Source organism: Caproiciproducens lactatisolvens (assembly GCF_052443335.1).
Classification (GTDB): Bacteria; Bacillota; Clostridia; order Oscillospirales; family Acutalibacteraceae; genus Caproiciproducens.
In genome coordinates, this window is sequence record NZ_CP195750.1 from 1,342,608 (window position 1) to 1,363,300 (window position 20,693).

The 20,693-nt window shown below is 48.5% G+C and carries 27 protein-coding genes; 24 read left to right on the plus strand and 3 right to left on the minus strand.

Annotated features, from left to right (window positions below):
* Positions 1–20: 20 nt before the first annotated feature.
* The 3 genes from flgK to ACRQV7_RS06565 are packed head-to-tail and all read right to left on the minus strand — an operon-like array spanning position 21 to position 2,521.
* Positions 21–1,625, minus strand: coding sequence for a flagellar hook-associated protein FlgK (flgK, locus tag ACRQV7_RS06555; RefSeq protein ID WP_444659901.1), 1,605 nt, complete (start codon positions 1,623–1,625; stop codon positions 21–23).
* Between the two features lie 12 nt (positions 1,626–1,637).
* Positions 1,638–2,120 carry a flagellar export chaperone FlgN gene (gene flgN, locus ACRQV7_RS06560; RefSeq protein ID WP_275714170.1) on the minus strand — a complete coding sequence of 161 codons (483 nt, stop codon included), beginning with the start codon at positions 2,118–2,120 and terminating at the stop codon, positions 1,638–1,640.
* 47 nt (positions 2,121–2,167) lie between these two features.
* The gene (locus ACRQV7_RS06565) at positions 2,168–2,521 is read right to left on the minus strand and encodes a hypothetical protein (RefSeq protein WP_444659902.1); all 354 of its coding nucleotides are present in this window, start codon (positions 2,519–2,521) and stop codon (positions 2,168–2,170) included.
* A 326-nt stretch (positions 2,522–2,847) separates the two neighbouring features.
* Between ACRQV7_RS06565 and flgB the strand changes: the two genes are divergently transcribed.
* From flgB to flhB, 24 genes are all read left to right on the plus strand, one after another.
* On the plus strand, positions 2,848–3,234 hold the full coding sequence (flgB, locus tag ACRQV7_RS06570) for a flagellar basal body rod protein FlgB (protein ID WP_275714174.1): 387 nt from the start codon (positions 2,848–2,850) through the stop codon (positions 3,232–3,234).
* Between the two features lie 37 nt (positions 3,235–3,271).
* Entirely contained in the window at positions 3,272–3,721 is a 450-nt protein-coding gene (flgC, locus tag ACRQV7_RS06575) for a flagellar basal body rod protein FlgC (RefSeq protein WP_444659903.1), read from the plus strand.
* A gap of 6 nt (positions 3,722–3,727) precedes the next feature.
* Entirely contained in the window at positions 3,728–4,033 is a 306-nt protein-coding gene (fliE, locus tag ACRQV7_RS06580; protein WP_444659904.1) for a flagellar hook-basal body complex protein FliE, read from the plus strand.
* Positions 4,034–4,070: 37 nt separating this feature from the next.
* Positions 4,071–5,693: a flagellar basal-body MS-ring/collar protein FliF gene (gene fliF / locus ACRQV7_RS06585; protein ID WP_444659905.1), complete on the plus strand. Its 1,623-nt coding sequence runs from the start codon at positions 4,071–4,073 to the stop codon at positions 5,691–5,693.
* On the plus strand, positions 5,686–6,693 hold the full coding sequence (fliG, locus tag ACRQV7_RS06590; RefSeq protein WP_275714182.1) for a flagellar motor switch protein FliG: 1,008 nt from the start codon (positions 5,686–5,688) through the stop codon (positions 6,691–6,693). The genes fliF and fliG overlap by 8 nt, the downstream gene beginning before the upstream one ends.
* Entirely contained in the window at positions 6,686–7,471 is a 786-nt protein-coding gene (locus ACRQV7_RS06595) for a FliH/SctL family protein (RefSeq protein WP_275714184.1), read from the plus strand. Before fliG ends, ACRQV7_RS06595 begins: the two co-directional genes overlap by 8 nt.
* Positions 7,472–7,499: 28 nt before the next feature.
* Complete coding sequence (fliI, locus tag ACRQV7_RS06600) at positions 7,500–8,801, plus strand: flagellar protein export ATPase FliI (RefSeq protein ID WP_444659906.1); 1,302 nt, start codon at positions 7,500–7,502, stop codon at positions 8,799–8,801.
* A gap of 1 nt (position 8,802) precedes the next feature.
* Positions 8,803–9,243 (plus strand): flagellar export protein FliJ, encoded by a 441-nt coding sequence (gene fliJ / locus ACRQV7_RS06605; protein ID WP_275714188.1) that lies wholly within the window; start codon positions 8,803–8,805, stop codon positions 9,241–9,243.
* Positions 9,244–9,286: 43 nt separating this feature from the next.
* Complete coding sequence (locus ACRQV7_RS06610; protein WP_444659907.1) at positions 9,287–10,654, plus strand: flagellar hook-length control protein FliK; 1,368 nt, start codon at positions 9,287–9,289, stop codon at positions 10,652–10,654.
* 24 nt (positions 10,655–10,678) lie between these two features.
* On the plus strand, positions 10,679–11,191 hold the full coding sequence (locus ACRQV7_RS06615; RefSeq protein WP_275714192.1) for a flagellar hook capping FlgD N-terminal domain-containing protein: 513 nt from the start codon (positions 10,679–10,681) through the stop codon (positions 11,189–11,191).
* 39 nt (positions 11,192–11,230) lie between these two features.
* On the plus strand, positions 11,231–11,635 hold the full coding sequence (locus tag ACRQV7_RS06620) for a TIGR02530 family flagellar biosynthesis protein (protein WP_444659908.1): 405 nt from the start codon (positions 11,231–11,233) through the stop codon (positions 11,633–11,635).
* Between the two features lie 82 nt (positions 11,636–11,717).
* Positions 11,718–12,575, plus strand: coding sequence for a flagellar hook-basal body complex protein (locus tag ACRQV7_RS06625; RefSeq protein WP_275714196.1), 858 nt, complete (start codon positions 11,718–11,720; stop codon positions 12,573–12,575).
* Between the two features lie 72 nt (positions 12,576–12,647).
* Positions 12,648–12,845, plus strand: coding sequence for a flagellar FlbD family protein (locus tag ACRQV7_RS06630; protein ID WP_275714197.1), 198 nt, complete (start codon positions 12,648–12,650; stop codon positions 12,843–12,845).
* A gap of 54 nt (positions 12,846–12,899) precedes the next feature.
* Entirely contained in the window at positions 12,900–13,772 is an 873-nt protein-coding gene (locus ACRQV7_RS06635; RefSeq protein ID WP_275714198.1) for a motility protein A, read from the plus strand.
* A gap of 61 nt (positions 13,773–13,833) precedes the next feature.
* Positions 13,834–14,697, plus strand: coding sequence for an OmpA/MotB family protein (locus ACRQV7_RS06640; protein ID WP_275714199.1), 864 nt, complete (start codon positions 13,834–13,836; stop codon positions 14,695–14,697).
* 57 nt (positions 14,698–14,754) lie between these two features.
* Positions 14,755–15,753, plus strand: coding sequence for a flagellar motor switch protein FliM (gene fliM, locus ACRQV7_RS06645; protein ID WP_444659909.1), 999 nt, complete (start codon positions 14,755–14,757; stop codon positions 15,751–15,753).
* 19 nt (positions 15,754–15,772) lie between these two features.
* Complete coding sequence (locus ACRQV7_RS06650; protein WP_444659910.1) at positions 15,773–16,630, plus strand: chemotaxis protein CheC; 858 nt, start codon at positions 15,773–15,775, stop codon at positions 16,628–16,630.
* Complete coding sequence (fliN, locus tag ACRQV7_RS06655; protein ID WP_444659911.1) at positions 16,567–16,875, plus strand: flagellar motor switch protein FliN; 309 nt, start codon at positions 16,567–16,569, stop codon at positions 16,873–16,875. The genes ACRQV7_RS06650 and fliN overlap by 64 nt, the downstream gene beginning before the upstream one ends.
* A 33-nt stretch (positions 16,876–16,908) precedes the next feature.
* Complete coding sequence (locus tag ACRQV7_RS06660; protein ID WP_444659912.1) at positions 16,909–17,271, plus strand: response regulator; 363 nt, start codon at positions 16,909–16,911, stop codon at positions 17,269–17,271.
* Between the two features lie 33 nt (positions 17,272–17,304).
* Complete coding sequence (locus tag ACRQV7_RS06665; RefSeq protein ID WP_275714203.1) at positions 17,305–17,745, plus strand: FliO/MopB family protein; 441 nt, start codon at positions 17,305–17,307, stop codon at positions 17,743–17,745.
* Positions 17,684–18,478, plus strand: coding sequence for a flagellar type III secretion system pore protein FliP (gene fliP, locus ACRQV7_RS06670; protein ID WP_444659913.1), 795 nt, complete (start codon positions 17,684–17,686; stop codon positions 18,476–18,478). The genes ACRQV7_RS06665 and fliP overlap by 62 nt, the downstream gene beginning before the upstream one ends.
* 34 nt (positions 18,479–18,512) lie before the next feature.
* Positions 18,513–18,779 (plus strand): flagellar biosynthesis protein FliQ, encoded by a 267-nt coding sequence (fliQ, locus tag ACRQV7_RS06675; RefSeq protein WP_444659914.1) that lies wholly within the window; start codon positions 18,513–18,515, stop codon positions 18,777–18,779.
* Positions 18,780–18,827: 48 nt separating this feature from the next.
* Positions 18,828–19,592 (plus strand): flagellar biosynthetic protein FliR, encoded by a 765-nt coding sequence (locus ACRQV7_RS06680; RefSeq protein WP_444659915.1) that lies wholly within the window; start codon positions 18,828–18,830, stop codon positions 19,590–19,592.
* Between the two features lie 39 nt (positions 19,593–19,631).
* Positions 19,632–20,693, plus strand: a complete 1,062-nt coding sequence (gene flhB / locus ACRQV7_RS06685) for a flagellar biosynthesis protein FlhB (protein WP_444659916.1) — start codon at positions 19,632–19,634, stop codon at positions 20,691–20,693.

Consider the following 20,693-nt stretch of genomic DNA (forward strand, 5'->3'; position numbering starts at 1 on the left):
CTCCTTTTAAACCGTGGGGATTATCTTCCGACGATGCCCATTTTGTTGATGATCGTTTCCAGCGCCTCGTCCAGCGTAGTCATAAACCGGGAAGAAGCGGTCAGCGCCTGGTTGTACATAATCAGGTTGATGCCTTCCTCGTTGACGTCGACAGAGGATACGGCGGCTCTCTGCGTGTCGATTTCCGTAAGGGTTGAATTATAAGTGGTGTTCTGCCGGTTGACGTCGCTTTTTTGCAGGGCGAGCACGGAAACCGATAAGTCCGACATAAACGAGTCGATGGAGGTAGTAAACAGAGTCTTGGCATCCGCGTCGTCCGTAGTTTTGTAAGTTTTGTCTTTGCCCAGCTCGCTGATCATGTAAAGCACGTTGTCGCCATTGCTGGAAGTATCCACATCGCCCGTCTGCTTGGTGGCGGTGATATAAGAGCTGGTCGCGGTGTTCCAAGCGGTGGAAATACTGATGTTCCCGGCGGTGATGCCGGTGGTCGACGTGCCGTCCGTGGTGGTGAAGAGCGGCTTGTTGTAAACTCCGCTTTCATTTGTACTGTTTGCCTGATTCATTGTGTCCGCAAAATCGACGGCGAGCTTGTCCAGCATCTTCTCATAATAGCCGAGGCCGCGTTCCCCGGTGACAGGGTCGAATTCCCCGCTTTCGTTCAGCATGGAAAGATATCCGCCGAACGCTCCTTCCGTCAGGTCCGCGTTGGTCATAGGGATAGGGTTGTCATCGGCATCTTTGAGGATGTTGCCGTCGGAGTCCCTTGCCGGAACGGAGGTGTCGGAAGCGACATCCTTCAGCTCCATTTTGACTGTGCCGCTGTCCGTCGTCATACTGAATTCGCTGTAATCCCCGTTCGCCACCAGACTGAATTTCTGATCGCCGGACACAAGGTCGATGTGCAGTTCCGAAACCGAACGGTCGGAACCGATCTCCACCGTTTTTGTGGAAACCTCGATATTGGCGTACTTTGACAGCTCGTCGATCATGGTATTGCGCTGATCGGTCAGTTCCAGCGCGGAGGTGCCGGAAATTTCCGAGCTTTTAATTTCCTGATTCAGGTGCGCTATATTTTTTAAAAGATTATTTACTTTTGTAATCGCGTCGTCCTGGAGAGACTTTGTCTGCTCTTTTCGGATTTTCGACAGCCGCTGGGACGCGCTGTTGAAAGCCTTGGTCAGAAGCATGGCGGAGTTTTTGACGATGTTTTCGCTGGAATAGGTGGGGGAAGACGCGAGTGTATTCAGCTGTGTGATCAGGTCCGAAAACTGTGCGCTGAGTCCGTCCTTGGAGGATTCGTCAAAAATATCCTCAAGGTCGCTCAGGGTATCCAGCTGGACGTCGGTTTTGCCCACATAGGCATGTTCCGCGCGGTAGCGGATATCCAGATAGGGGTCCCTGATCTGACTGGTCCCGCTGCAGTACACGCCGTTGCCGATAGCAAGGTTGCCGCCCGTATAACGCATGTTGCTGCCGGTCGGGCCGACAGAATAGGAGTCCACCCGCTGCCTTGTGTAGCCTGTGGTATTTACATTGGTCATATTCTGACCGGTTATCTGCAGATTGGCCCGGGCTGCCTGAATTCCGCTTTTGGCAACGTAGAACCCGGAAAAAGTTGACGACATGGGAATACCTCCTTAAACCTTTTTGGACAGAATGCTGGGGGGAGTGGATCCCTCTTCCGCTTTTGAGGAGTATATCCGTTGCAGTTCGGGATTGTTTTTCAGTTTACTGACGTCTTTTTCGATTCTGTGCAGCTTTAGCTCGGTGAGCTGATTACAACGGAGGTTGATCTCCTTCAGGTCCAGCGTCACCTGCGAGAGTTCGTCAAAAATGCTTTTGGCCTGCGGCTGCAGGGAAGGCTCGAACATCGGGATCAGCTGCCGGAAGGTCGCTTTTGGACTGCCGGTCTGTGCGACCAGCTTGTCGCGCTCCAATTCAAGCCCTCTGGCCTTGAGCATGAACGCCTCTTCTTTTCTGACATGCCCGTCCAGGGTGGTGACGTTGTTGTTTGCTAAATCGTTATATTTTTCAGATTCAATCTCCAGAAAGCTTTTATAAAAATTCAGGTAATCGCGAAGGAATTTCAGCAGTTTTTCAGTAAGCTCTTTCTCGATCATTCTCTCTGTTCACCCGCCCTTTGATTTTTTGCATTTGTTTTGTATATTCATTCGTTATTGTCCGTCAAAAGAATTTTCGCGATTTCCACAGGGCTTACGGCATATTGCCTGACATTCAGCTGTTCCTTGATTCTGCTGACGGCTTCCTCGTCTTTATCCTTATTTATTTCCGCAACAATCTTGTCTTTGGTTTCCGAAATAAACTGACTGTTATTTGAAAGGCGCGCAGCGCCTTGCGAGATTTCAATTTTATCCATCTTGGAAGCATTTACCGCCTTATTCAGATTGCCGGAAAACGCCGGCCCGGCCGCTGTGCCGTCGGTGTCAACCCGGCCCGGCTGTTTGGCGGGATATTGGCTGGTTATATAATTGAAATTATGGTCAGCACTATTAATAATCATCAATACTCACCTCTGCAGAAATTATCGGCATGTTTCATTAAATGTTTAGAAAAAAATGCTTAATTTCTAAATACTTTTTTACTATATCAATGATTGTATGATTATGAAATAAAAAATACAATCGAAATATTTCGAATTAAGAGGATTTTAAACGAATTTCAGTTGACTTTTGTCATTATTTGCATATATAATTAGGTAAAATATATGATATAAAACAATTATTATTGTTTATAAGCTTGGTCACGAATTTATATCTTTGAAATTATTTATCAAGTTATTCAGAGAAATTCGTGACCGCGCTTTAATGAATGAAAGAAGGGATTGCTTTGGATTGGTTCAACAGTGTTTCTGCTGCGCTATTAAACAAGGACTTGGACGGCCTGTGGGTCAGGCAGCGGGAAATCTCCGACAACGTATCCAATATTGAAACGCCGGGGTATAAGAGTAAGTCCGTCAGCTTTGAGGACCAGCTGAAAAAGCTGATGGCCGAGGGCGGGGAAAACAGCGGCGATCTGATCAGCCGGATTGAAAGTACAACTCCGCAGACCAGCGTGTCGGATGACGAATCCTTACGGCTGGACGGAAATAACGTGGACGCGGAAAAAGAGAATATAGAGCTTGCGAGGACACAAATCAACTATAATTATTCCCTGCGCGAGCTTTCGGACTATTTTTCACGTCTGAGATACGCCATTACGGACGGGAAAGCCTGAGGGGCTTCCCTAAATTGAAATAGTAGGAGGAATTCGTGTGGCCTTTTTAAATTCGCTGGATATCAGCGGTTCTGCCCTTACTGCGAGCAGGCTTCGCATGGATGTTATTTCTGAGAATATCGCAAACGCCTCCACCACCAAAACGGAAAACGGGGGACCCTACCGCAGAAAAATCGTCGTTTATGAACCGGCGGAACAAAATTCGTTCCGGCACATTTTTGACAGAAAAATGAGTGAAAATGAATCGGAGCAGACGCCGAAAGGGGTCAAGGTTTCAAAAATTGCGGAAGATCCCAGCGAGTTTACCCCCGTTTATGACCCCACCAACCCGGACGCGAACGAACAGGGCTATGTGATGATGCCGAACGTGGACCCGATCAAGGAAACGCTGGACATGATGTCGGTCACCAGAGCATACGATGCAAATCTGACCGCCTTTAACGCCGTAAAAGGAATGGCGGTAAAGGCTTTGGAATTAGGGAGGTAACGTAAAGTGCAGATAACGCCGATCGAAAAAATCAATTCCGTTCTTGCCCCTGAAAGTTCCGGAACAGTATCTCCTTCCGGAAATACCGCGGGAGTTCCGTTTCAGGACCTTTTTCAGGACGCTGTCCAGAATGTAAAAACGACCAACGCCGACCTTGACCGGGAGCTTTACAAGCTGACCACCGGCCAGTCCGACAATTTGCATGATATCGCTATTGCATCTACAAAAGCAACCCTTTCCGTGCAGATGCTGGTTCAGCTCCGCAACAAGGCCCTTGATGCGTATAATGAAGTCATGAGGATCAGTGTTTAGGCCAAAGTATACTGGAAGGGTGATTGCGGGTTAAACAATGAATATACAAATTAAAAAATATATTGACCCAATCAAAACTTTTTGGGCAAATTTGACAAAGAAGAAAAAAATAATCATCATAAGCGTTCTGGGCGGAATTGTCCTGCTTTCTGTAATCGCAGGGATCCTGCTGAACAGGCAGCCCTATGTAGTGCTTTATCCCGGCTTGGATCATACAGAGGCCGTTGAGGTTATGAACGAGCTCAAGGACCGGGATATCAGTTATAAAGAGGACAACGGCACCATCATGGTTCCTAAGGACAAAGAAAATGCCCTGAGGATGGAACTGGCCAACGAGGGGTATCCGAAAACGGCCCCGAACTATGATTTCTTTACCAATAATGTCGATATCATGTCCACTGATTTTGAAAAGAAAACCATAGAAAAATACCAGCTGAACCAAAGGCTGGAGGCCGTTATCAAAACGCTGGACTGCATCAAGAACGCGAATGTGACCATCAGCATTCCCGACAGCAGCGGCTATGCGTGGGATGAAAATTCCGAGACACCGACCGCTTCCGTCACGGTAACGCTGGCGACGGGAAAGACGCTGGAATCGTCCCAGGTCAACGGAATCAAGCAATTGGTTGCGAAAAGCGTGCCGAATTTAAAAACGGACGACGTTGCGGTCATCGATACGGCCACCGGCAATGAGTTGAATGTTTCCGACACGGACGGAGGGAACCAGGTCAACATTTCACAGTTTAAGCTTGAAATCGAAAAGGAATATGAAAACGATATTGAGAAAAGCGTTCTAAAGGTCCTGACGCCGCTTTTTGGCCAGAACAATGTAAAAGTGACCGCCAAAAGCGTAATGGATGTGGATAAAAAAGTACAGGAGATCATCACTTATAATCCGTCACAGGACAATAAGGGTGTTATCAGCGAATCCCAAACGCAGAAGGAGCAGGAAACGGGCGGCCAGAAAACAACCGGGGGAGCCGCCGGGACCGAATCCAATACGGAAACCACGACCTATCCGGGCGTGACCGTGAACGGCGATACGATTTACACGAAAGACAGCGAAAGCTACAAATATCTTGTGAGCCAGGTGAAACAGCAGATTCAGGGAGATGCCGCAAGCGTTGCGGACATGACGATTTCCGTTGCCGTCAATAAGGAAATGATGGACGACACCCAGAAGCAGGAGATTGCAAAGCTTGCCGCCTACGCCGCCGCCATACAGCCGGATAAGGTGGCTGTATACAACGCCGTCTTCCCGGGCGGGGATCAGCAGACCGGCGGCCCGTCGCCGACGGCCCTCCCGTTAAACCAGATTCTGATTCTCGGCGGTGTCGCGCTGCTCACCCTGTTGATCGTTATCCTTGTTGCGGCGATGGTTGCGCGCGGACGCAAGAAGAAAAAGATGCTTGAACTGGCCCAACTGGAAGAGGACGAAAATCAGGAGGATGCTTCTCTGAAAGACCGTCTGGAAGAGGAGAAAGAGCAGCAGCCGGAGGAAGAAGCGATTGAGCTGCAGGCGATTGAAGACGCACGTGCTGAAAAAGCGTCCAAGGAACAGGCTCTTACAAAAGAAATTCAGGACTTCTCCTCACAGAATCCTGAAATTGCCGCTCAACTGATCCGATCCTGGCTGAGAGGAGACGATGGCAATGGCTAATCAACAAATGAGCGGCCAGCAGAGAGCCGCCGCTGTCATTATCTCGTTGGGAGCGGAAAATGCTTCCAAGGTCTATAAATATCTGAAAGAAGACGAAGTGGAACAGCTGACTTATGAAATAGCGAGAATGTCCCATATGTCTTCCGAAGAAATTGAAAATGTCCTCGGAGATTTCTATCAGGTTTGCCTGACTCAGAAAGTCATTACGGAAGGCGGCATGGAATACGCAAAAAATGTTCTGGAAAAGGCGTATGGCGCCCAGACGGCGTCGTCTCTTCTGGAACGCGTCACCAAGTCGCTGAGAACCAAGGCCTTTGAGTTTATCCGGAAAACAGACTACAAAAATTTGATGGCAATGATTCAGAGCGAGCATCCGCAGACCATCGCCCTGATTCTTTCCTATGCCAGAGCGGATCAGGCGGCTATGGTGATTGCGGAGCTTCCGAAGGACAAGCGGCTTGACGTCGTGGAGCGGATTGCCACCATGGACCGCACTTCCCCTGAAATTATCAGGATTGTGGAAAATAACCTTGAAAATAAATTCTCCTCGCTGATGTCTCTGGACTTCATGGAATTCGGCGGCGTCAATTATATTGCCGACATTATGAACAATATGGACCGCGCCAACGAGAAGTATATCTTTGATGAACTGACGCGTAAGGACGCACAGCTCTGCGATGAAATCAAAAAGAGAATGTTTGTCTTCGAAGACATCACCGTTCTGGACGATATGTCCATTCAGCGTTTCCTGCGCGAAGTGGATTCCAAGGATCTGGTATTCGCGCTCAAGGGAGCCAATCAGGAGGTCTCCGACGTCATCTTCAAAAATATGTCGAACCGTACAACCGAAACCATCAAATCCGATCTGGAATTCACGCACAACGTCCGGCTCAGGGATGTCGAAGAAGCACAGCAGCGTATTGTCGGTGTTATCCGGCGTCTTGAAAGCGAAGGCGAGTTAGTCATCAGCAAGGGCGGAAAGGATGAGGTTATTGCCTAACGTTATCAAAGCTTCCCAGTATGTCACGGTTAAAAACGGGACTGCTTTCCCGGCGAACAACGGAAGCGTTCCGAAAGCGCCTGATCCGCCTCTGGAAGAGGATCAGCATAGAAAGATTGTAAACGAAGCCTTTCAGAAAGCTCAGCAGATTATAGAAGCCGCCCAGAATTACACCGTGAACAAGGTGCGGGAATCCACCCAGCAGATGAACCAGGAAGCCGCTCAGGTTCTGGTGCAAAGCAGGGAGGAAGGCTACGGCAGGGGCTTTGCGGAAGGAAAAAAAGAAGGACGGGAGCTCGGGTACCGGGACGGTTATGAGGAAGGCCGGCAGGCCGGTCTGCAGAAAGCCGAAGAAGAGAATCGGGCGGCCGCCGAAGAGCTTTCCGGGATGCTGGATACCGTCGAAACCAGGAAGGCCGAAATCCTGCAAAGATATGAGGCCGATCTTAAAAAGCTGGCCGTCTCGATTGCGGAAAAAGTCATCCGGCGGGAACTGAGCATGAATGAAAAAGCGATGCAATCCATCATTACCAGCGCTGTGGATGCCTACCGCAATCAGGAATGGGTCAGAATCTTCGTCTCCAAAAACACGAAAACGCTGCTTCAGAAGGTGGACAAGTCCATTGTTGAGGCGCTCAGCGATGTCTCCGACAGCATTAAAATTGAAGTCTCTCCCGATATGGACGACGGCGACTGTATTATAGAAATGCCTGACCGGATGGTCGATGCCGGCGTAAATACGCAGATGGAAAAAATCAAACAGGCACTCCAGGTATAACAGTCAATTTTTAAAGATGGAGCGAAAAATGTTGAATTTTCAGGATTCCTACGATGTTTTGGAAAAATTGAATCCGCTCTGTTATATCGGCAAGGTGAAAAATATCGTCGGTATGATGATAGAGACCACCGGCCTGAGGGCCAATGTCGGCGATATCTGCGTCATCCGCAATTCCAACGACGAAAAAACAGTCATGGCTGAAGTCATCGGGTTTAAAAACAGCAATATCCTGCTGATGGCTTACGGCGATATCAAGGGCATCGGCCCCGGCAGCCTGGTGCGTTCCACCGGCAGCAAGCTCCGCGTTCCGGTGGGGGATTTCCTGGTGGGCAGGACCATCGACGCCGCGGGCAGGCCCATTGACGGACTGGGCGAATTTGATATCCGGCAGTATTACGATGTCGATTCCACTTATACCAATCCTCTGGAAAGGCCCAGGATCAGTGAGCAGCTGACCTTTGGCGTCAAGGCGATAGACGGGATGCTGACGATCGGCAAGGGGCAGAGAATGGGGATTTTCGCCGGAAGCGGCGTTGGCAAGAGCACTCTCATGGGAATGATTGCGAAAAATGTCAAAGCAGATATCAACGTAATCGCTCTTGTCGGGGAAAGAGGCAGGGAAGTTACCGAGTTTATTGAAAAGGACCTGGGCAAGGAAGGGCTGGCGCGCTCCGTTCTGGTGGTCGCCACCTCCGACCAGCCGGCCATGTACCGCGTGAAATGCGCTACGGTCGCCACCGCGGTTGCCGAGTATTTCAGGGATCAGGGCAAGGACGTCCTGCTGATGATGGATTCCCTGACCAGATTTGCAATGGCACAGAGGGAAATCGGCCTGGCGGCCGGGGAACCTCCGGTTGCCAGAGGATATACGCCTTCCATCTATGCCGAGCTTCCCAAGCTTCTGGAGCGAAGCGGAAACTTCAGGGAAGGTTCCATTACCGGCATTTATACGGTGCTGGTGGAGGGAGACGATACCAACGAGCCGATTTCCGACACCGTCCGGGGTATCATCGACGGTCACATTGTTCTGACCCGTTCCCTTGCCCATAAAAACCACTATCCCGCGATCGATGTGAACGGGAGCATTTCCAGACTGATGAACGATATTGTGTCGGAGGAACATAAGCAGGCCGCCGCGAAGGTCCGGAACCTTCTGTCCGTCTATTACCAGAATTACGATTTGATTTCGATCGGCGCGTATAAGCCGGGGATGAATCCAAGACTGGACGAGGCGGTTAAAAAAATAGACGCGATCAATGCTTTTTTGTGTCAGAGAACCGATGAGAGCTTTTCGTTTGAAGAAACCCTGAACAGGATGAAAGAGTTGTAAGATGAAAAAGTTTGCATTTTCGCTTGAAAAAGTACTCGGCTTTAAACAGCAGACGCTCGATGTCAAAAAGAACGAGCTTGCATTGCTGCAGATGAAGCTGACCGAACTGGAAAAAGAAATTTATGCGCTGAACGATCAGTTCACAGCTACCAACCGCAGAATGCTCGAGGAGCTGCAAAATGGGCTGAGTGCCGGCGATATGCTTATTTATAAAACGTATTTCAATACCCTGAATCAGAAAATTTTACATTTAATCGATCAGAAAAAACAGCTTTTAGATATTATCGCACAGAAAAAAGCCGACATTGTAGCCGTCAACAGCGAGATTTCGGGGCTGGAAAAGCTTCGCGACAAACAGCTGGCGGAGTATCTCAAGCAGATTCAGAAAAGCGAGGAGCTCGCAATGGATGAATATGTCGGGCAGGCGCGCGGCGCCGTTTAAATGCTTATAAATATTTTTATTTATAAAATATTCTGATAAGGAGGTGATAAAAACGATACAGCAAGTCACACGTTCCACCGTACCGCAAAATTCCAAAGCATCCCAGACAAAGAATCCCACGAACGCCTTTGATACTTTCATGCAGCTGGCGACCCTTGGCAGGGCGCTGAAAAGTACGGCCCAGACGGGCGCTGAACCCGAAGAAAAGGAAACAAAAGGCGGCAAAGCTGTTTCCGAGGGAAATTTACCGGTTTTCAATGCAGCGGATGTTTCTCTTTTGAGCCAGCTGCTGCCATCCGGACAGTTCCCATCCGTTGTACCGGAGCCGTTACAGGTTTTACCGCAGGCAATGACTGCGGACCAGGTTCTGAGTGCGGATACCGTCCAGCAGCTGCCGGCCGGTTCCGGATTCCTTCAGCAAATCCAGCCGCAGGCAGAAACCGCGACCCCGCTTTTGACGGCGGATACCCTCCCGCAGACGGCAGTGAATATCCCGGTGTCCGGCAATGCGTCTCAGCAGATGACGGCAGATGCGGCCTCGTCCGTAAGCGCAGCCGACGCACAGGTGACTTCCCGCCAAAGTGCGGAAACACAGTCCGTTCAGGCTCCTATTGCCGCCGGTACCGATGCTCCTGTACAGATGGCTCCGCTGACGAATCATCAGCCGGGTGTCAATCCCTCTCAGCAGGTTTCGGATGCGGCAACCGCCGTTTCCGTCCAGTCTCCAGCACAGCCGCAGGAAAAGAGTTTACCGGCGCAGCAGACACTTTCAGAGGTGCAGGCAAAACCCGGTACGGAGAAAACGCTCTCTGCTTCTGCTCCAACGCTTGAAATTCGGCCGAAGAATGTTTCTCCTGCTGATGACAGGGATGCTGCTCCGGCAGACGGTCAAAGCCAGAGCACGGCGCAGTTTTCGGACATTTACCGGACGGGCAATGTGGTGATCAAAATTTCCGACGCTCCGTCGGATGCCGCCAGGACGACCTGCAAGCAGGTTGCCGACCAGATCCTTGTCAACTATAAGGCGGGCAAACCGGAGTTTCAGATGGACCTCTATCCCCGGGATCTGGGGAAAGTGTCAGTGAAGCTGGCAATGCAAAGCGGTGTGCTGACTGTTTCCATTCAGGCGTCGAATCCCAAGACCCAGAGCATGCTGATGGAAAACAGCTCCGACATCCGTACCCTTCTGCAGACAACCGTTACCCAGCCGGTGCAGATTTCAGAACCCGCCCAGGAAAAGGCATGGTACCAGCAGGATCAGCAGGGCCGGCAGGATCAGGCGCAGCAGCAACAGGAAGAACAGCAGCACAATCAGCAGCTCCACCGGGTCGGTTTACGGGACGACGATACCAGCACCGGCGATTTTCTTTCCGTTATGCAGCTGCTGAAGCAGCAGGCCTATTCGCTGTAAAATTCAAGGAAAGGAGGACTTCATTTGGCAATCAATCAGATCAATGCCTATTCCTACGGCACGAATTCCACTTCCGGTACCAATTCCGCTTCCGGCACTTCGCAAACCGCTGCCTCCCAAAATTCATCTGTACTGGGCCTGAATGACTTTCTGCAGCTTCTGGCCGCCCAGTTTGCCAATCAGGATGTAATGAATCCGACGGACAATACGGAGTATATTTCCCAGATGGCTCAGTTTTCCGCTCTGCAGGCCATGCAGGAGCTTTCGCAAATAACTTATACGCAATACGGGGCGTCCCTTGTCGGCAAAAAGGTTGTGGTCGCAAGTTATGACACGAACGGAAAGTATACGGAAGATACCGGCATTGTAGACAGCGTCAACTTTGCTACCGGTTCCAATGTCCTTGTTGTCAACGGCAAGGCGTATGATCTTTCCTCCGTCATGAAGGTCGTCAATCCGGATGCCGCAACACCACCCGAGGAAACGCCGGATGATCCAGATGATTCGGTACCGGATACAAGCGGAGAATCGGTTTGAATCCGCTTTTTACAGGACGAAACAGTTAGGAGCACAGTCATGGATGACATTCAATTCAAAAAGAATTATTCCTCGTTTATCAATCCGAATTACACGGTGCCCCCCGTCAGCACAAATACGCAGAAGACCAGCGCTGCTGATCCGGGCAACAGCGAATTCGGGCAGCTTTTCCGCAAGACTGTGGAACAGCAGCAGCTTACCTTTTCCAAACACGCACTGCAGCGCATGGATTCCAGAAATATTCCGGTTTCCCCGCAGCTCGTTTCCCAGATCAACGGCGCGGTTGAAAAAGCAAAATCGAAAGGCATTAAAGACGCTTTGATTTTAAACGGGCAGACTGCATTTATTGTGAATGTTCCCAGCAGTACGGTTGTAACAACCATGAGCGGCCGGGAAATGACAGAAAACGTATTTACAAATATTGACGGAGCCGTAATTTTATAACTGGACCTCTTGAGGAAGTTATTGAGCTTTGACTGACAGATAAGCTCATGCGGTTTCAAAAAGAAAGAGAGAGATCAAACTTATGATGAGATCATTGTTTTCCGGAGTAGCCGGATTAAAAGCGTACCAGACCGGTATGGACGTCATCGGCAACAATATCGCCAACGTCAACACCTACGGATTTAAGTCCTCCAGAACAACCTACCGCGACGTTTATTATCAGACGCTCTCCGGCTCTTCCGCCTCGAATGCCACAAGCAGCATTGGCGGCGGCAACCCTGTCCAGATCGGTTACGGCGCTACCGCCGCAACGGTGGATGTGCTCAACACCCGTTCCGGCATGGCTACAACAGGCAGACCAACGGACTGCTATATCGACGGCGAAGGGTATTTTATCGTCAAGGACGGGAGCGGCTACCTTTACACCCGGGTTGGTTCCTTGGGGTTTGACGGAGACGGTAACCTGATAGACGGCAATAAAAAAATTATCTGTGGAAGCAATGTGGTGTCTGGTGCATTAGTTCCGCTACCGAATGCGACAACTGGTGAAGTTACGGCTCCCGCGGCGATTAAGGTTGCAGATTACAAAGACTATACAAATATCACCATTGGCAGCGACGGAAAAATTACCGGAGAAAAAGGAGGTACCGTGACAACGCTTGGCTCAATCGCCCTTGCCAACATCCCGAACCCGGATGCCCTTACCTTGCAGGGCGGTTCTTATTTAAAGCCGGTCAGCAATACAGGAACTTCGACATATTACACCCCGGGCAGCGGCGCAACCGGTAGCTTAGTCACCAGCGCGCTGGAATCCTCCAATGTGGATCTGGCGAATGAATTTTCACAGATGATCATCACCGAGCGCGGATTTCAGGCCAACTCAAAAATCATCACGGTCAGCGATGAAATGCTTGAGGATCTCGTCAATTTAAAGAGATAATTGAATGACTGCCGTTTCTGAGGTCAACTGCGGCCTCAGAAACGGTCAGTTAGTTAAAAAAGGGGAATTGAGATGATAAATTTAACCAGCTTAAACGGTGTTTCGTTTGCCTTGAATTCCAATCTGATTGAAACGATAGAAAATATACCGGAAACAAAAATCACCCTGACCACGGGAAAATATTTTCTTGTCGCGGAAGAAAGACAGGATATTATCGATAAAATCATTCATTACAATCGGCAGATATTTCAGAATACCATTAAATTATAAGATGAACTTAACGGGATATTCCGTAATATGTATCTTTACCAAGGGAGTGTTTATGTGGATTTTACCAGTATCATAGGCTTGATAGCCGGCCTTGGATTGGTTATCTTCGGAATCGTTTTCGATCCTTCCGCCGGAGTTATTTGGTCAACCATCATGAATTTCGTCGACGTACCGAGCATGGCAATTACTTTTGGCGGTGCGATTGCCGCTACCGTCATTGCATTCCCGATTACTTATTTCAAAGACATTCCGAAGCATATGAAAATCGTTGTTTCACGGAACAGGTACAATCCGCAGCAGTACATCGATACGATTGTGGATTTTGCGCAGGAAGCCAGAAGAAAGGGTCTGCTTTCTCTGGAAGATAAGGCAAATCAGGAGCAGGATTCGTTCCTCAGAAACAGCATTATGCTGATCGTCGACGCCATTGACCCGGCAAAGGTAAAGGAAATCCTGGACGACGAATTGGACGGGTTGGAGGACCGCCATTCCCATGCATGGCAGTTCTACGAAAAGTTTTCCACCTTCGGCCCGGCGTTCGGCATGATCGGTACCCTGATCGGACTGATCAATATGCTTGCCAATCTGGACATGAATGCGGACGGCGGCGCTACCAGAATGGCACAGGGCATGTCTACGGCACTGGTAACCACATTCTACGGGTCTATGATGTCCAACCTGTTATTGACGCCGCTTGCTCACAAGCTGCATATGCGTCATGATGAAGAAATGGTGTGTAAGGAAATTGTTGTGGAAGGCGTTATGGCGATTCAGGCGGGAGATAACCCGAAACATATTGAGGAAAGACTGAACGCTTACGTGTGCGAAAAGAAGAGAATCGAATCCGGAAACAGAGGGCAGAGTCCTTCTCAAAGCACGTCCAGCGTGCCTGAAGGAAAAAAGCCAAAACGCAGTAAGAAGAAGTAACTTTGTTCAAAAACAGAAGCTGAGTTTCAGCGTATTTATATAAAAGCGGGGGTGTGAGAAAATGGCCAGAAAAAAAGCGGATCCCGGCGGCGGCGGCCCGAACTGGTTGGATACATATGCGGACATGGTAACGTTGCTGCTGACTTTTTTTGTGATGCTGTTTGCCATGTCGACCATGGACGCTACCAAATGGCAGAAGCTTGTAAAAGCTTTCTCTACGAATAAACAAGCGGCCGCGACCATGGAACAGGCCATACAGTCGGATGCCCTGAATTCTGACAGCGGCTCTTATTTCGATGCCGATGCCAGTGCCAGCAATGTGAGTTCCGAATCCGGACAGGGGGAAGAGGCCGGCAGCGGGGACGGAAGCGATCAGGTAACGGACTTTGACAGCCTGTACAAATATTTAAACGATTACGTCCATAAAAATGGCCTGCAGGATTCCGTGCAGGTACATAAAGAAGATAATTACACCTTTCTGACTTTTCAGAACAGCATCTTTTTTAACGGAGACAGCTCTGAACTGCGAGATGATGGGAAAAAAATTCTGGACTTTGTCTGTGACGGAATTAAAAACATTCCGGATCAGATCGGCGAAATCCGTTTCTATGGCCATACCGCCCGCGCGGGTAACTCCACCACTACCACCGCACAGGCTTTTGACCGCGCTTTGTCATCCGACAGGGCAAAAAATGTTTTGCTGTATGTCCAGTTGAAAAATATAATTGACCCGGCCAAAATGGTTTCAGAGGGCTACGGAGAATACCGGCCGATCGTACCGCATGACGGGACGGAAGCCACCCGGGCAAAAAACAGAAGGGTCGAAATTTATATTTCCAAAGCGGGTAAGGTCAGTTCCGTTTTGGATGAGGTTTATAAGGACATTGGGTCTGCTGACAGTAAGGGCACTGTAAGCAGCAAGTGATTCGCTTGACAGTATTAAATTTTCCGTATGCCTTGTGTGCGGGGAATGGGAGGTTTTATGGCAGAAGTATTATCACAGAAGCAAATTGATGAATTGTTGGGCAATTTGCAGAGTGGTCATGTTAATTTTAATGAAATAGAAGAACAGACGACGGCTTCCAAGGTAAAAGAGTACGACTTCATGTCGCCTAAAAAATTTACAAGGGAACAGCTGAAGCTTTTGGATAATGTTTTCGATAACTTTTCGAGGATGTTCAGCCTTCAGCTTGGCGGAATGCTCCGGTCGACCTGTCAGATGGAAATCCTGCAGGTCGAAGAGGAAGAGTACCGGGAGTTCAACAACGCTTTGGGTGATTCCATATTGGTCGCCATCTTCGGAATGCACAATGCCGAAAATAAAATAGAGGATAAACAGATATTGATCGAACTGTCGCGTCCCATCTCCTTCTCCATCATGGACCGTATGCTCGGCGGCAACGGAACGGGCTACGAAATTGAAAGAGATTATACGGATATTGAGCTTTCGCTGCTCGAATATCTGTTTAAGCAGGTCACTCCTCTTTTAAATAATGCCTGGAGCAATTATATGGAAATCGATCATACCCTGGATATGATTGAAACCAATTCCCGGTTAATTCAGCTCATACAGCCGGATGAAGCGGTTGCGATTGTTGCAATCGAAATAACGATTGAAAACCTGAAGGGAAATATGAATATCTGTTTGCCTGCTTCCTCATTGGAAGAAGTATTTCGCTTTTTCAATTCCAAGTATGTCAAGCCGCCGAAAAAAGACGACCCCATGATGGAGCAGCAGCGTAAGTCGGCTATTATGCATGGGCTGAAAAGCTCTCCGCTGACAGTGTGTGCAATATTAGGCAAAACGGAAATCAGCCTGAAAGAATTGCTGAATCTGCAGGTCGGCGATATTATCCCCCTCAATACTCAGGTAAACAAAGACTCTATTGTCCTGGAAGTGGAGAATTTGCCGTGGTTTACCGGCGTAATAGGAACAAAAAAGAAAAAATACGCAGTTAAAATTGACAAATCTCTGCAATAAACGATGAAAGGTGATTTCTATGGAGCCGAATAATGAAGAAACTTTTTCTCCTATGGAAATTGATGCGATAGGGGAGATACTGAATATCAGCTTAGGTTCGTCAGCGACTTCTGTTTCGGAAATGCTGGAACAGAGGGTCAACATAACGACGCCGCATGTTGAAATACAGCCTTCCTCTGAGGTCCATTTTGAATCCATGGAGCCGGCCGTTGCGGTCGAAATCAATTATGTCAGCGGCCTGAGCGGAAAAAACATCCTGATTCTGAAAGAGTCGGATGTAAAGGTAATTGTGGGACTTCTGCTTCATACCGATTATTCCGATCAGGAATTTGTTATGGATGAGATGAGCATTGGAGCCATTTGTGAAGTAATGAATCTGATGATGGGCGCCTCCGCCACCGCGCTTTCCCAATTCCTGAATATGGCGATCAATATTTCGCCGCCGAATTCCTTTCAGATCGATAATTCCGAACAGTTTAAAAGCAAATATTTCAGCAGCGATGAACTGGTTGTTTCCGTTAAATTCAATCTGATGATCGGGGATCTGGTCAATAGTGAATTTATCAGCTTAATGACAGTCAACCTCGCGAAAGAAATTATTTCCTCCTTTAACTTTGGTTCGTCTGCCCCACAGGAAAAACATCCACAGCCGGTGCAGCAGCCTGCGCCTTCCCCGCAGCCGGAAACGCCCAGAGCCCCCCAGCCGCCTGCAGCGCCGAGAAGACACCGGAGCCGGTACAGACGACGGTGCCGGAACCCGCCGCAAAACCGGAACCGCAGCCGGGTTATCAGCAGAATTACAATGTGGGAAGAATGTCCTATCAAAGCTTTGACGAAGCCGATTCGATTCTTACCAGCGATCAGAGCAGTAACCTGAACATGATTATGTCCGTCCCTCTTCAAATTACCGTGGAAATCGGCCGGATCAGAAAGCCCATCAAAGATATCCTGGATTTCACTTCGGGAACGATTGTGGGACTGGATAAGCAGGCCGGTTCTCAGGTCGATATCTTCGTGAACGGCAAGCCGATTGCCAAGGGAGATGTCGTTGTGGTAGACGACTTTTACGGTGTAAGAATTACAGAAGTGCTGAGCAATAATGAAATAATGAAATTAATATAAACGCCGTTAGGTGTATTTTTAGGAGGAACAGAAATGAGCAAAAAAATTATGTTGGTAGACGACGCGGCTTTTATGAGAATGATGATTAAAAATACTTTGCAGCAGAATGGCTATACGGAAATTGTCGAAGCGGAAAACGGAGAAAAAGCTCTTACCGTCTACGCTGCGGAAAAGCCGGATCTGATTCTCATGGATATCACAATGCCCGTCATGGATGGTCTGGAATCCCTGAAGCAATTAAAGGAGATGGATGCAAACGTCAAAGTGGTCATGTGCTCCGCCATGGGTCAGGAAGCAATGGTGGTTGAAGCCTTGAAGCTGGGCGCAAAGGACTTTATTGTAAAGCCGTTCAAGCCGGACCGCATTATGAAAACGGTAAACGGTATTTTAGGGTGATGATGCCGACGGCTGAATAAAGGAGGAACCGTGTTGAATTTTGCTTGGGGTGCTTTGCCGCTGCTCAGCTTTTTTTCAGATATCCTGCCGCTTCTGTTTTCCCTGATTGCGATTGTTTTTGTGCTGTATCTTTGCTATGCATTCAGCAGGTTCATGGCAAACAGGGTCAACAACGTTTCAAAATCGGGAAATATCAAGGTACTGGAGCGGGTGGCCCTGACACAGGACAAAGGGCTTGTCATTATTGAAGTCTGCAAACGGTACTATCTGGTGGGTTTTGCAAACAACAATATCGAGATTCTGAAAGAACTGGATGAAGCAGAATTGAACATCCCCGGATCTTTGCAGAAGGATACCTTTCTTGATGTTTTGAACTCGACGCTGAAAAGCAGATGGGATGTGAAAATAAGCGATGCAATATTCAGAAGAGCCGATAAAACTGAAGACTCCGAAGACAAAAAAGAAAAAAAGTAAGCTCAGTAAAAAGGCTCTGATTCTGATTACGATTTCTCTTGCGCTGATTTTTCTGCTCCCGGTCGGCGCTTCCGCGGCGTCCGTCAATGTCGATGTGAACGGCAAAGGAATGGACACTCTGGAAATCATCGAAATGTTTACGGTCCTTGCCCTTGCGCCTTCCATTCTGATTATGACGACCTGCTTTACCAGGATTATCATTGTTCTGTCTTTTCTTCGCAACGCGCTGGGGCTGCAGCAGACGCCCCCGAATCAGGTGCTGATTGGGATCGCGCTGTTTCTGTCGCTCTTTATCATGAATCCCGTGCTCAATGAAGTGAATACGCAAGCGTACCAGCCCTACAAGGAACAGAAAATCACGCAGGAGGAGTTCCTGCATAAGGCGGCTGTCCCAATGAAGAAATTTATGCTCAAGCAGACAAAAAAAGAGGATTTGAACCTGTTTATCAATCTTTCCAAAGCAAAGGAGGTCAAGTCGGTCGATGAGTTGTCCATTACGGTAGTGATTCCCGCGTTTATGACCAGTGAACTGAAGCGGGCGTTTACAATCGGATTCCTGCTTTTTATTCCCTTTTTGATTATCGATCTAATTGTGGCAAGCACGCTGATGTCGATGGGCATGATTATGCTTCCTCCGGCGATGATCTCGCTGCCGTTTAAGCTGCTGCTTTTTGTGCTTGTGGACGGGTGGGGACTCCTGTTCAAAACCCTGGCGGCCAGTTTCAATCTGTAGCTTGGCTTTCAAATAACTGTGGGAGGATGCAGGCATGTCAACATCGCAAATCACGGAAGTGATACAGGCTGCAATGGTTGCGGCGCTCAAGCTGTCCGCGCCCATTCTGATTGTCAGTGTTTTACTGGGACTGATCGTGTCCATCTTTCAGGCGGCCACGCAGATTCACGAGCAGACCCTTACCTTTGTTCCCAAACTGGTGGCCATCGCACTGATTCTGGTGATTTTAGGACCGTGGATGATGGAAACCATGAATGATTTTACCATCTACATATTCAGCCTGATAACAAAATTAAATTAAAACAGCCTCTTTTCCAGAACGGCAGGAAGGTGTGGTCATAAACGAAAAATGGAATTGAATTATGATTTTACTCTTCTGCTTTTCATTTTCATGAGAATGTCCGGCTGCATTCTGTTCAACCCCATTTTGGGAAGAAAAAATCTTCCGGTTATTCTTAAAGTCGGTCTCACCCTGATGCTTTCGGTTTTTTCCTACCACCTTGTTCCCGCCCAGACACTGGAAATCCCTTCTTTTCTGGTCCTGTCCGTCAGCCTGCTGAAAGAACTGCTGATCGGTTATATGGTGGGATATGTCATCCAGCTGTTTCTGTCGGTCATGCTCATCAGCGGCGAAAATATGGACATGCAGATCGGTATTTCCATGTCGAAGATCTACGACCCGCAAAGCAATGTGTCCATGCCTCTTTCCGCATCGTTTATCAATACGATGTTTATTCTGATCTTTTTCGCTGTAAACGGCCATCTGACACTGATTCAGATTTTTGTGAAGCTGTGCGTCATGGTTCCCTACGGTACCCTCCATTTTGAACCGGCCATGTACCAGCCGCTCATCGACATGTTTTCCCTCATCCTGGTGTACGCGGTGAAAATGTCGCTGCCCGTCCTTGCGGCGGAGCTGATTACCGAGATCGCCGTGGGCCTGGTGATGCGGGCTGTTCCCCAGATTGACGTTTTCGTCATCAATATCCAGCTGAAAGTAATCCTTGGGTTCGTTATCATCATCATTATGGCGCCGCCTCTGGCATCTTTTCTTGAAAAACTGATTTTACTGATGTTTGACAATATCAATCAGGTGTTTCAGGCATTGCTGTAGCTTCCGGTTCCGTTCGGATCTGATTTTAGGGGGGATGATATGGCAGACAGCAGCAAGACCGAAAAAGCGACCCCGAAAAAAAGGGAAGACGAACGAAAAAAAGGCAATATCTTTCAAAGCAGCGACGTAATCAGCGCATTGTCCATTCTGTCGCTTTTTCTGATTTTAAAGATGCTTTTTCCCTTTATCTATCATTCTCTTTCCCTTTTCCTTTCCCGGTATATTGCCTATGCAAAGACGATTCCGGTGCTTTCGGCCGAATTTGCAATGGACGTGGCCAAAGATGCGCTGATCGCTCTTTTTTCACTGGCCGGGCCGATGATGCTCACCGCCATAGCGGTCGGTGTGATCGCTACCGGGGCGCAGACCAGATTTAAGGTGTCCAAAGAGAACCTGAAAATGAAGTTTTCCAGGATCAGCCCCCTGCAGGGAATCAAACGGATGTTTTCCATCCGTTCCGTCACCGAACTGGTCAAAGCCATGCTCAAAATTTCCGTTATTTTTTACATCCTGTACTCGTCGTTCATGAACATTGCAAAATATTTTACGAAGCTGATGTTCGAAGATATTTTCGATGCCGTGCAGTTCATCCTGAATTCCATCATGGACATTGTCATACAGCTTTCCATGGTTTTTATTTTGATCGCCGCCTTCGACTATCTGTACCAGTGGTGGGAGTATGAGCGGAATATCAAGATGTCCAAGCAGGAAATCAAGGAAGAGTACAAACAGATGGAGGGCGACCCGCAGATTAAAGGACAGATCAAGGAACGGCAGCGCAAAATCTCCATGCAGAGAATGATGCAGCAGGTGCCGACTGCGGATGTGATCGTCAGGAACCCGACCCATTTTGCCGTAGCGCTTAAATATGATATCGAAAAAAACAGCGCCCCGATTGTGGTTGCCAAAGGGCAGGATCACGTTGCGCTGAAAATTATAGAGATTGCGGAGAAAAACCATATCCCGATGACGGAAAATGTACAGCTCGCAAGGGCTTTATACAAAACGGTTGATGTCAACCGGGAAATTCCGGAGGAATATTATGTGATTCTTGCTGAAATTATGGCCTGGGTATATTCATTGAAAAAGGAGATGAGGTGA

Coding starts and splice junctions, on each gene's coding strand:
- ACRQV7_RS06565 (WP_444659902.1), bottom strand. CDS start 2,521: ATGATTATTAATAGTGCTGACCATAATTTCAATTATATAACCAGCCAA.
- flgK (WP_444659901.1), bottom strand. CDS start 1,625: ATGTCGTCAACTTTTTCCGGGTTCTACGTTGCCAAAAGCGGAATTCAG.
- ACRQV7_RS06660 (WP_444659912.1), top strand. CDS start 16,909: ATGAGCAAAAAAATTATGTTGGTAGACGACGCGGCTTTTATGAGAATG.
- fliP (WP_444659913.1), top strand. CDS start 17,684: ATGCAATATTCAGAAGAGCCGATAAAACTGAAGACTCCGAAGACAAAA.
- ACRQV7_RS06650 (WP_444659910.1), top strand. CDS start 15,773: ATGGAGCCGAATAATGAAGAAACTTTTTCTCCTATGGAAATTGATGCG.
- flgN (WP_275714170.1), bottom strand. CDS start 2,120: ATGATCGAGAAAGAGCTTACTGAAAAACTGCTGAAATTCCTTCGCGAT.
- flhB (WP_444659916.1), top strand. CDS start 19,632: ATGGCAGACAGCAGCAAGACCGAAAAAGCGACCCCGAAAAAAAGGGAA.
- fliG (WP_275714182.1), top strand. CDS start 5,686: ATGGCTAATCAACAAATGAGCGGCCAGCAGAGAGCCGCCGCTGTCATT.
- ACRQV7_RS06640 (WP_275714199.1), top strand. CDS start 13,834: ATGGCCAGAAAAAAAGCGGATCCCGGCGGCGGCGGCCCGAACTGGTTG.
- ACRQV7_RS06620 (WP_444659908.1), top strand. CDS start 11,231: ATGGATGACATTCAATTCAAAAAGAATTATTCCTCGTTTATCAATCCG.
- fliI (WP_444659906.1), top strand. CDS start 7,500: ATGTTGAATTTTCAGGATTCCTACGATGTTTTGGAAAAATTGAATCCG.
- ACRQV7_RS06625 (WP_275714196.1), top strand. CDS start 11,718: ATGATGAGATCATTGTTTTCCGGAGTAGCCGGATTAAAAGCGTACCAG.
- ACRQV7_RS06680 (WP_444659915.1), top strand. CDS start 18,828: ATGGAATTGAATTATGATTTTACTCTTCTGCTTTTCATTTTCATGAGA.
- fliM (WP_444659909.1), top strand. CDS start 14,755: ATGGCAGAAGTATTATCACAGAAGCAAATTGATGAATTGTTGGGCAAT.
- fliF (WP_444659905.1), top strand. CDS start 4,071: ATGAATATACAAATTAAAAAATATATTGACCCAATCAAAACTTTTTGG.
- fliQ (WP_444659914.1), top strand. CDS start 18,513: ATGTCAACATCGCAAATCACGGAAGTGATACAGGCTGCAATGGTTGCG.
- fliJ (WP_275714188.1), top strand. CDS start 8,803: ATGAAAAAGTTTGCATTTTCGCTTGAAAAAGTACTCGGCTTTAAACAG.
- ACRQV7_RS06630 (WP_275714197.1), top strand. CDS start 12,648: ATGATAAATTTAACCAGCTTAAACGGTGTTTCGTTTGCCTTGAATTCC.
- fliN (WP_444659911.1), top strand. CDS start 16,567: ATGTCCTATCAAAGCTTTGACGAAGCCGATTCGATTCTTACCAGCGAT.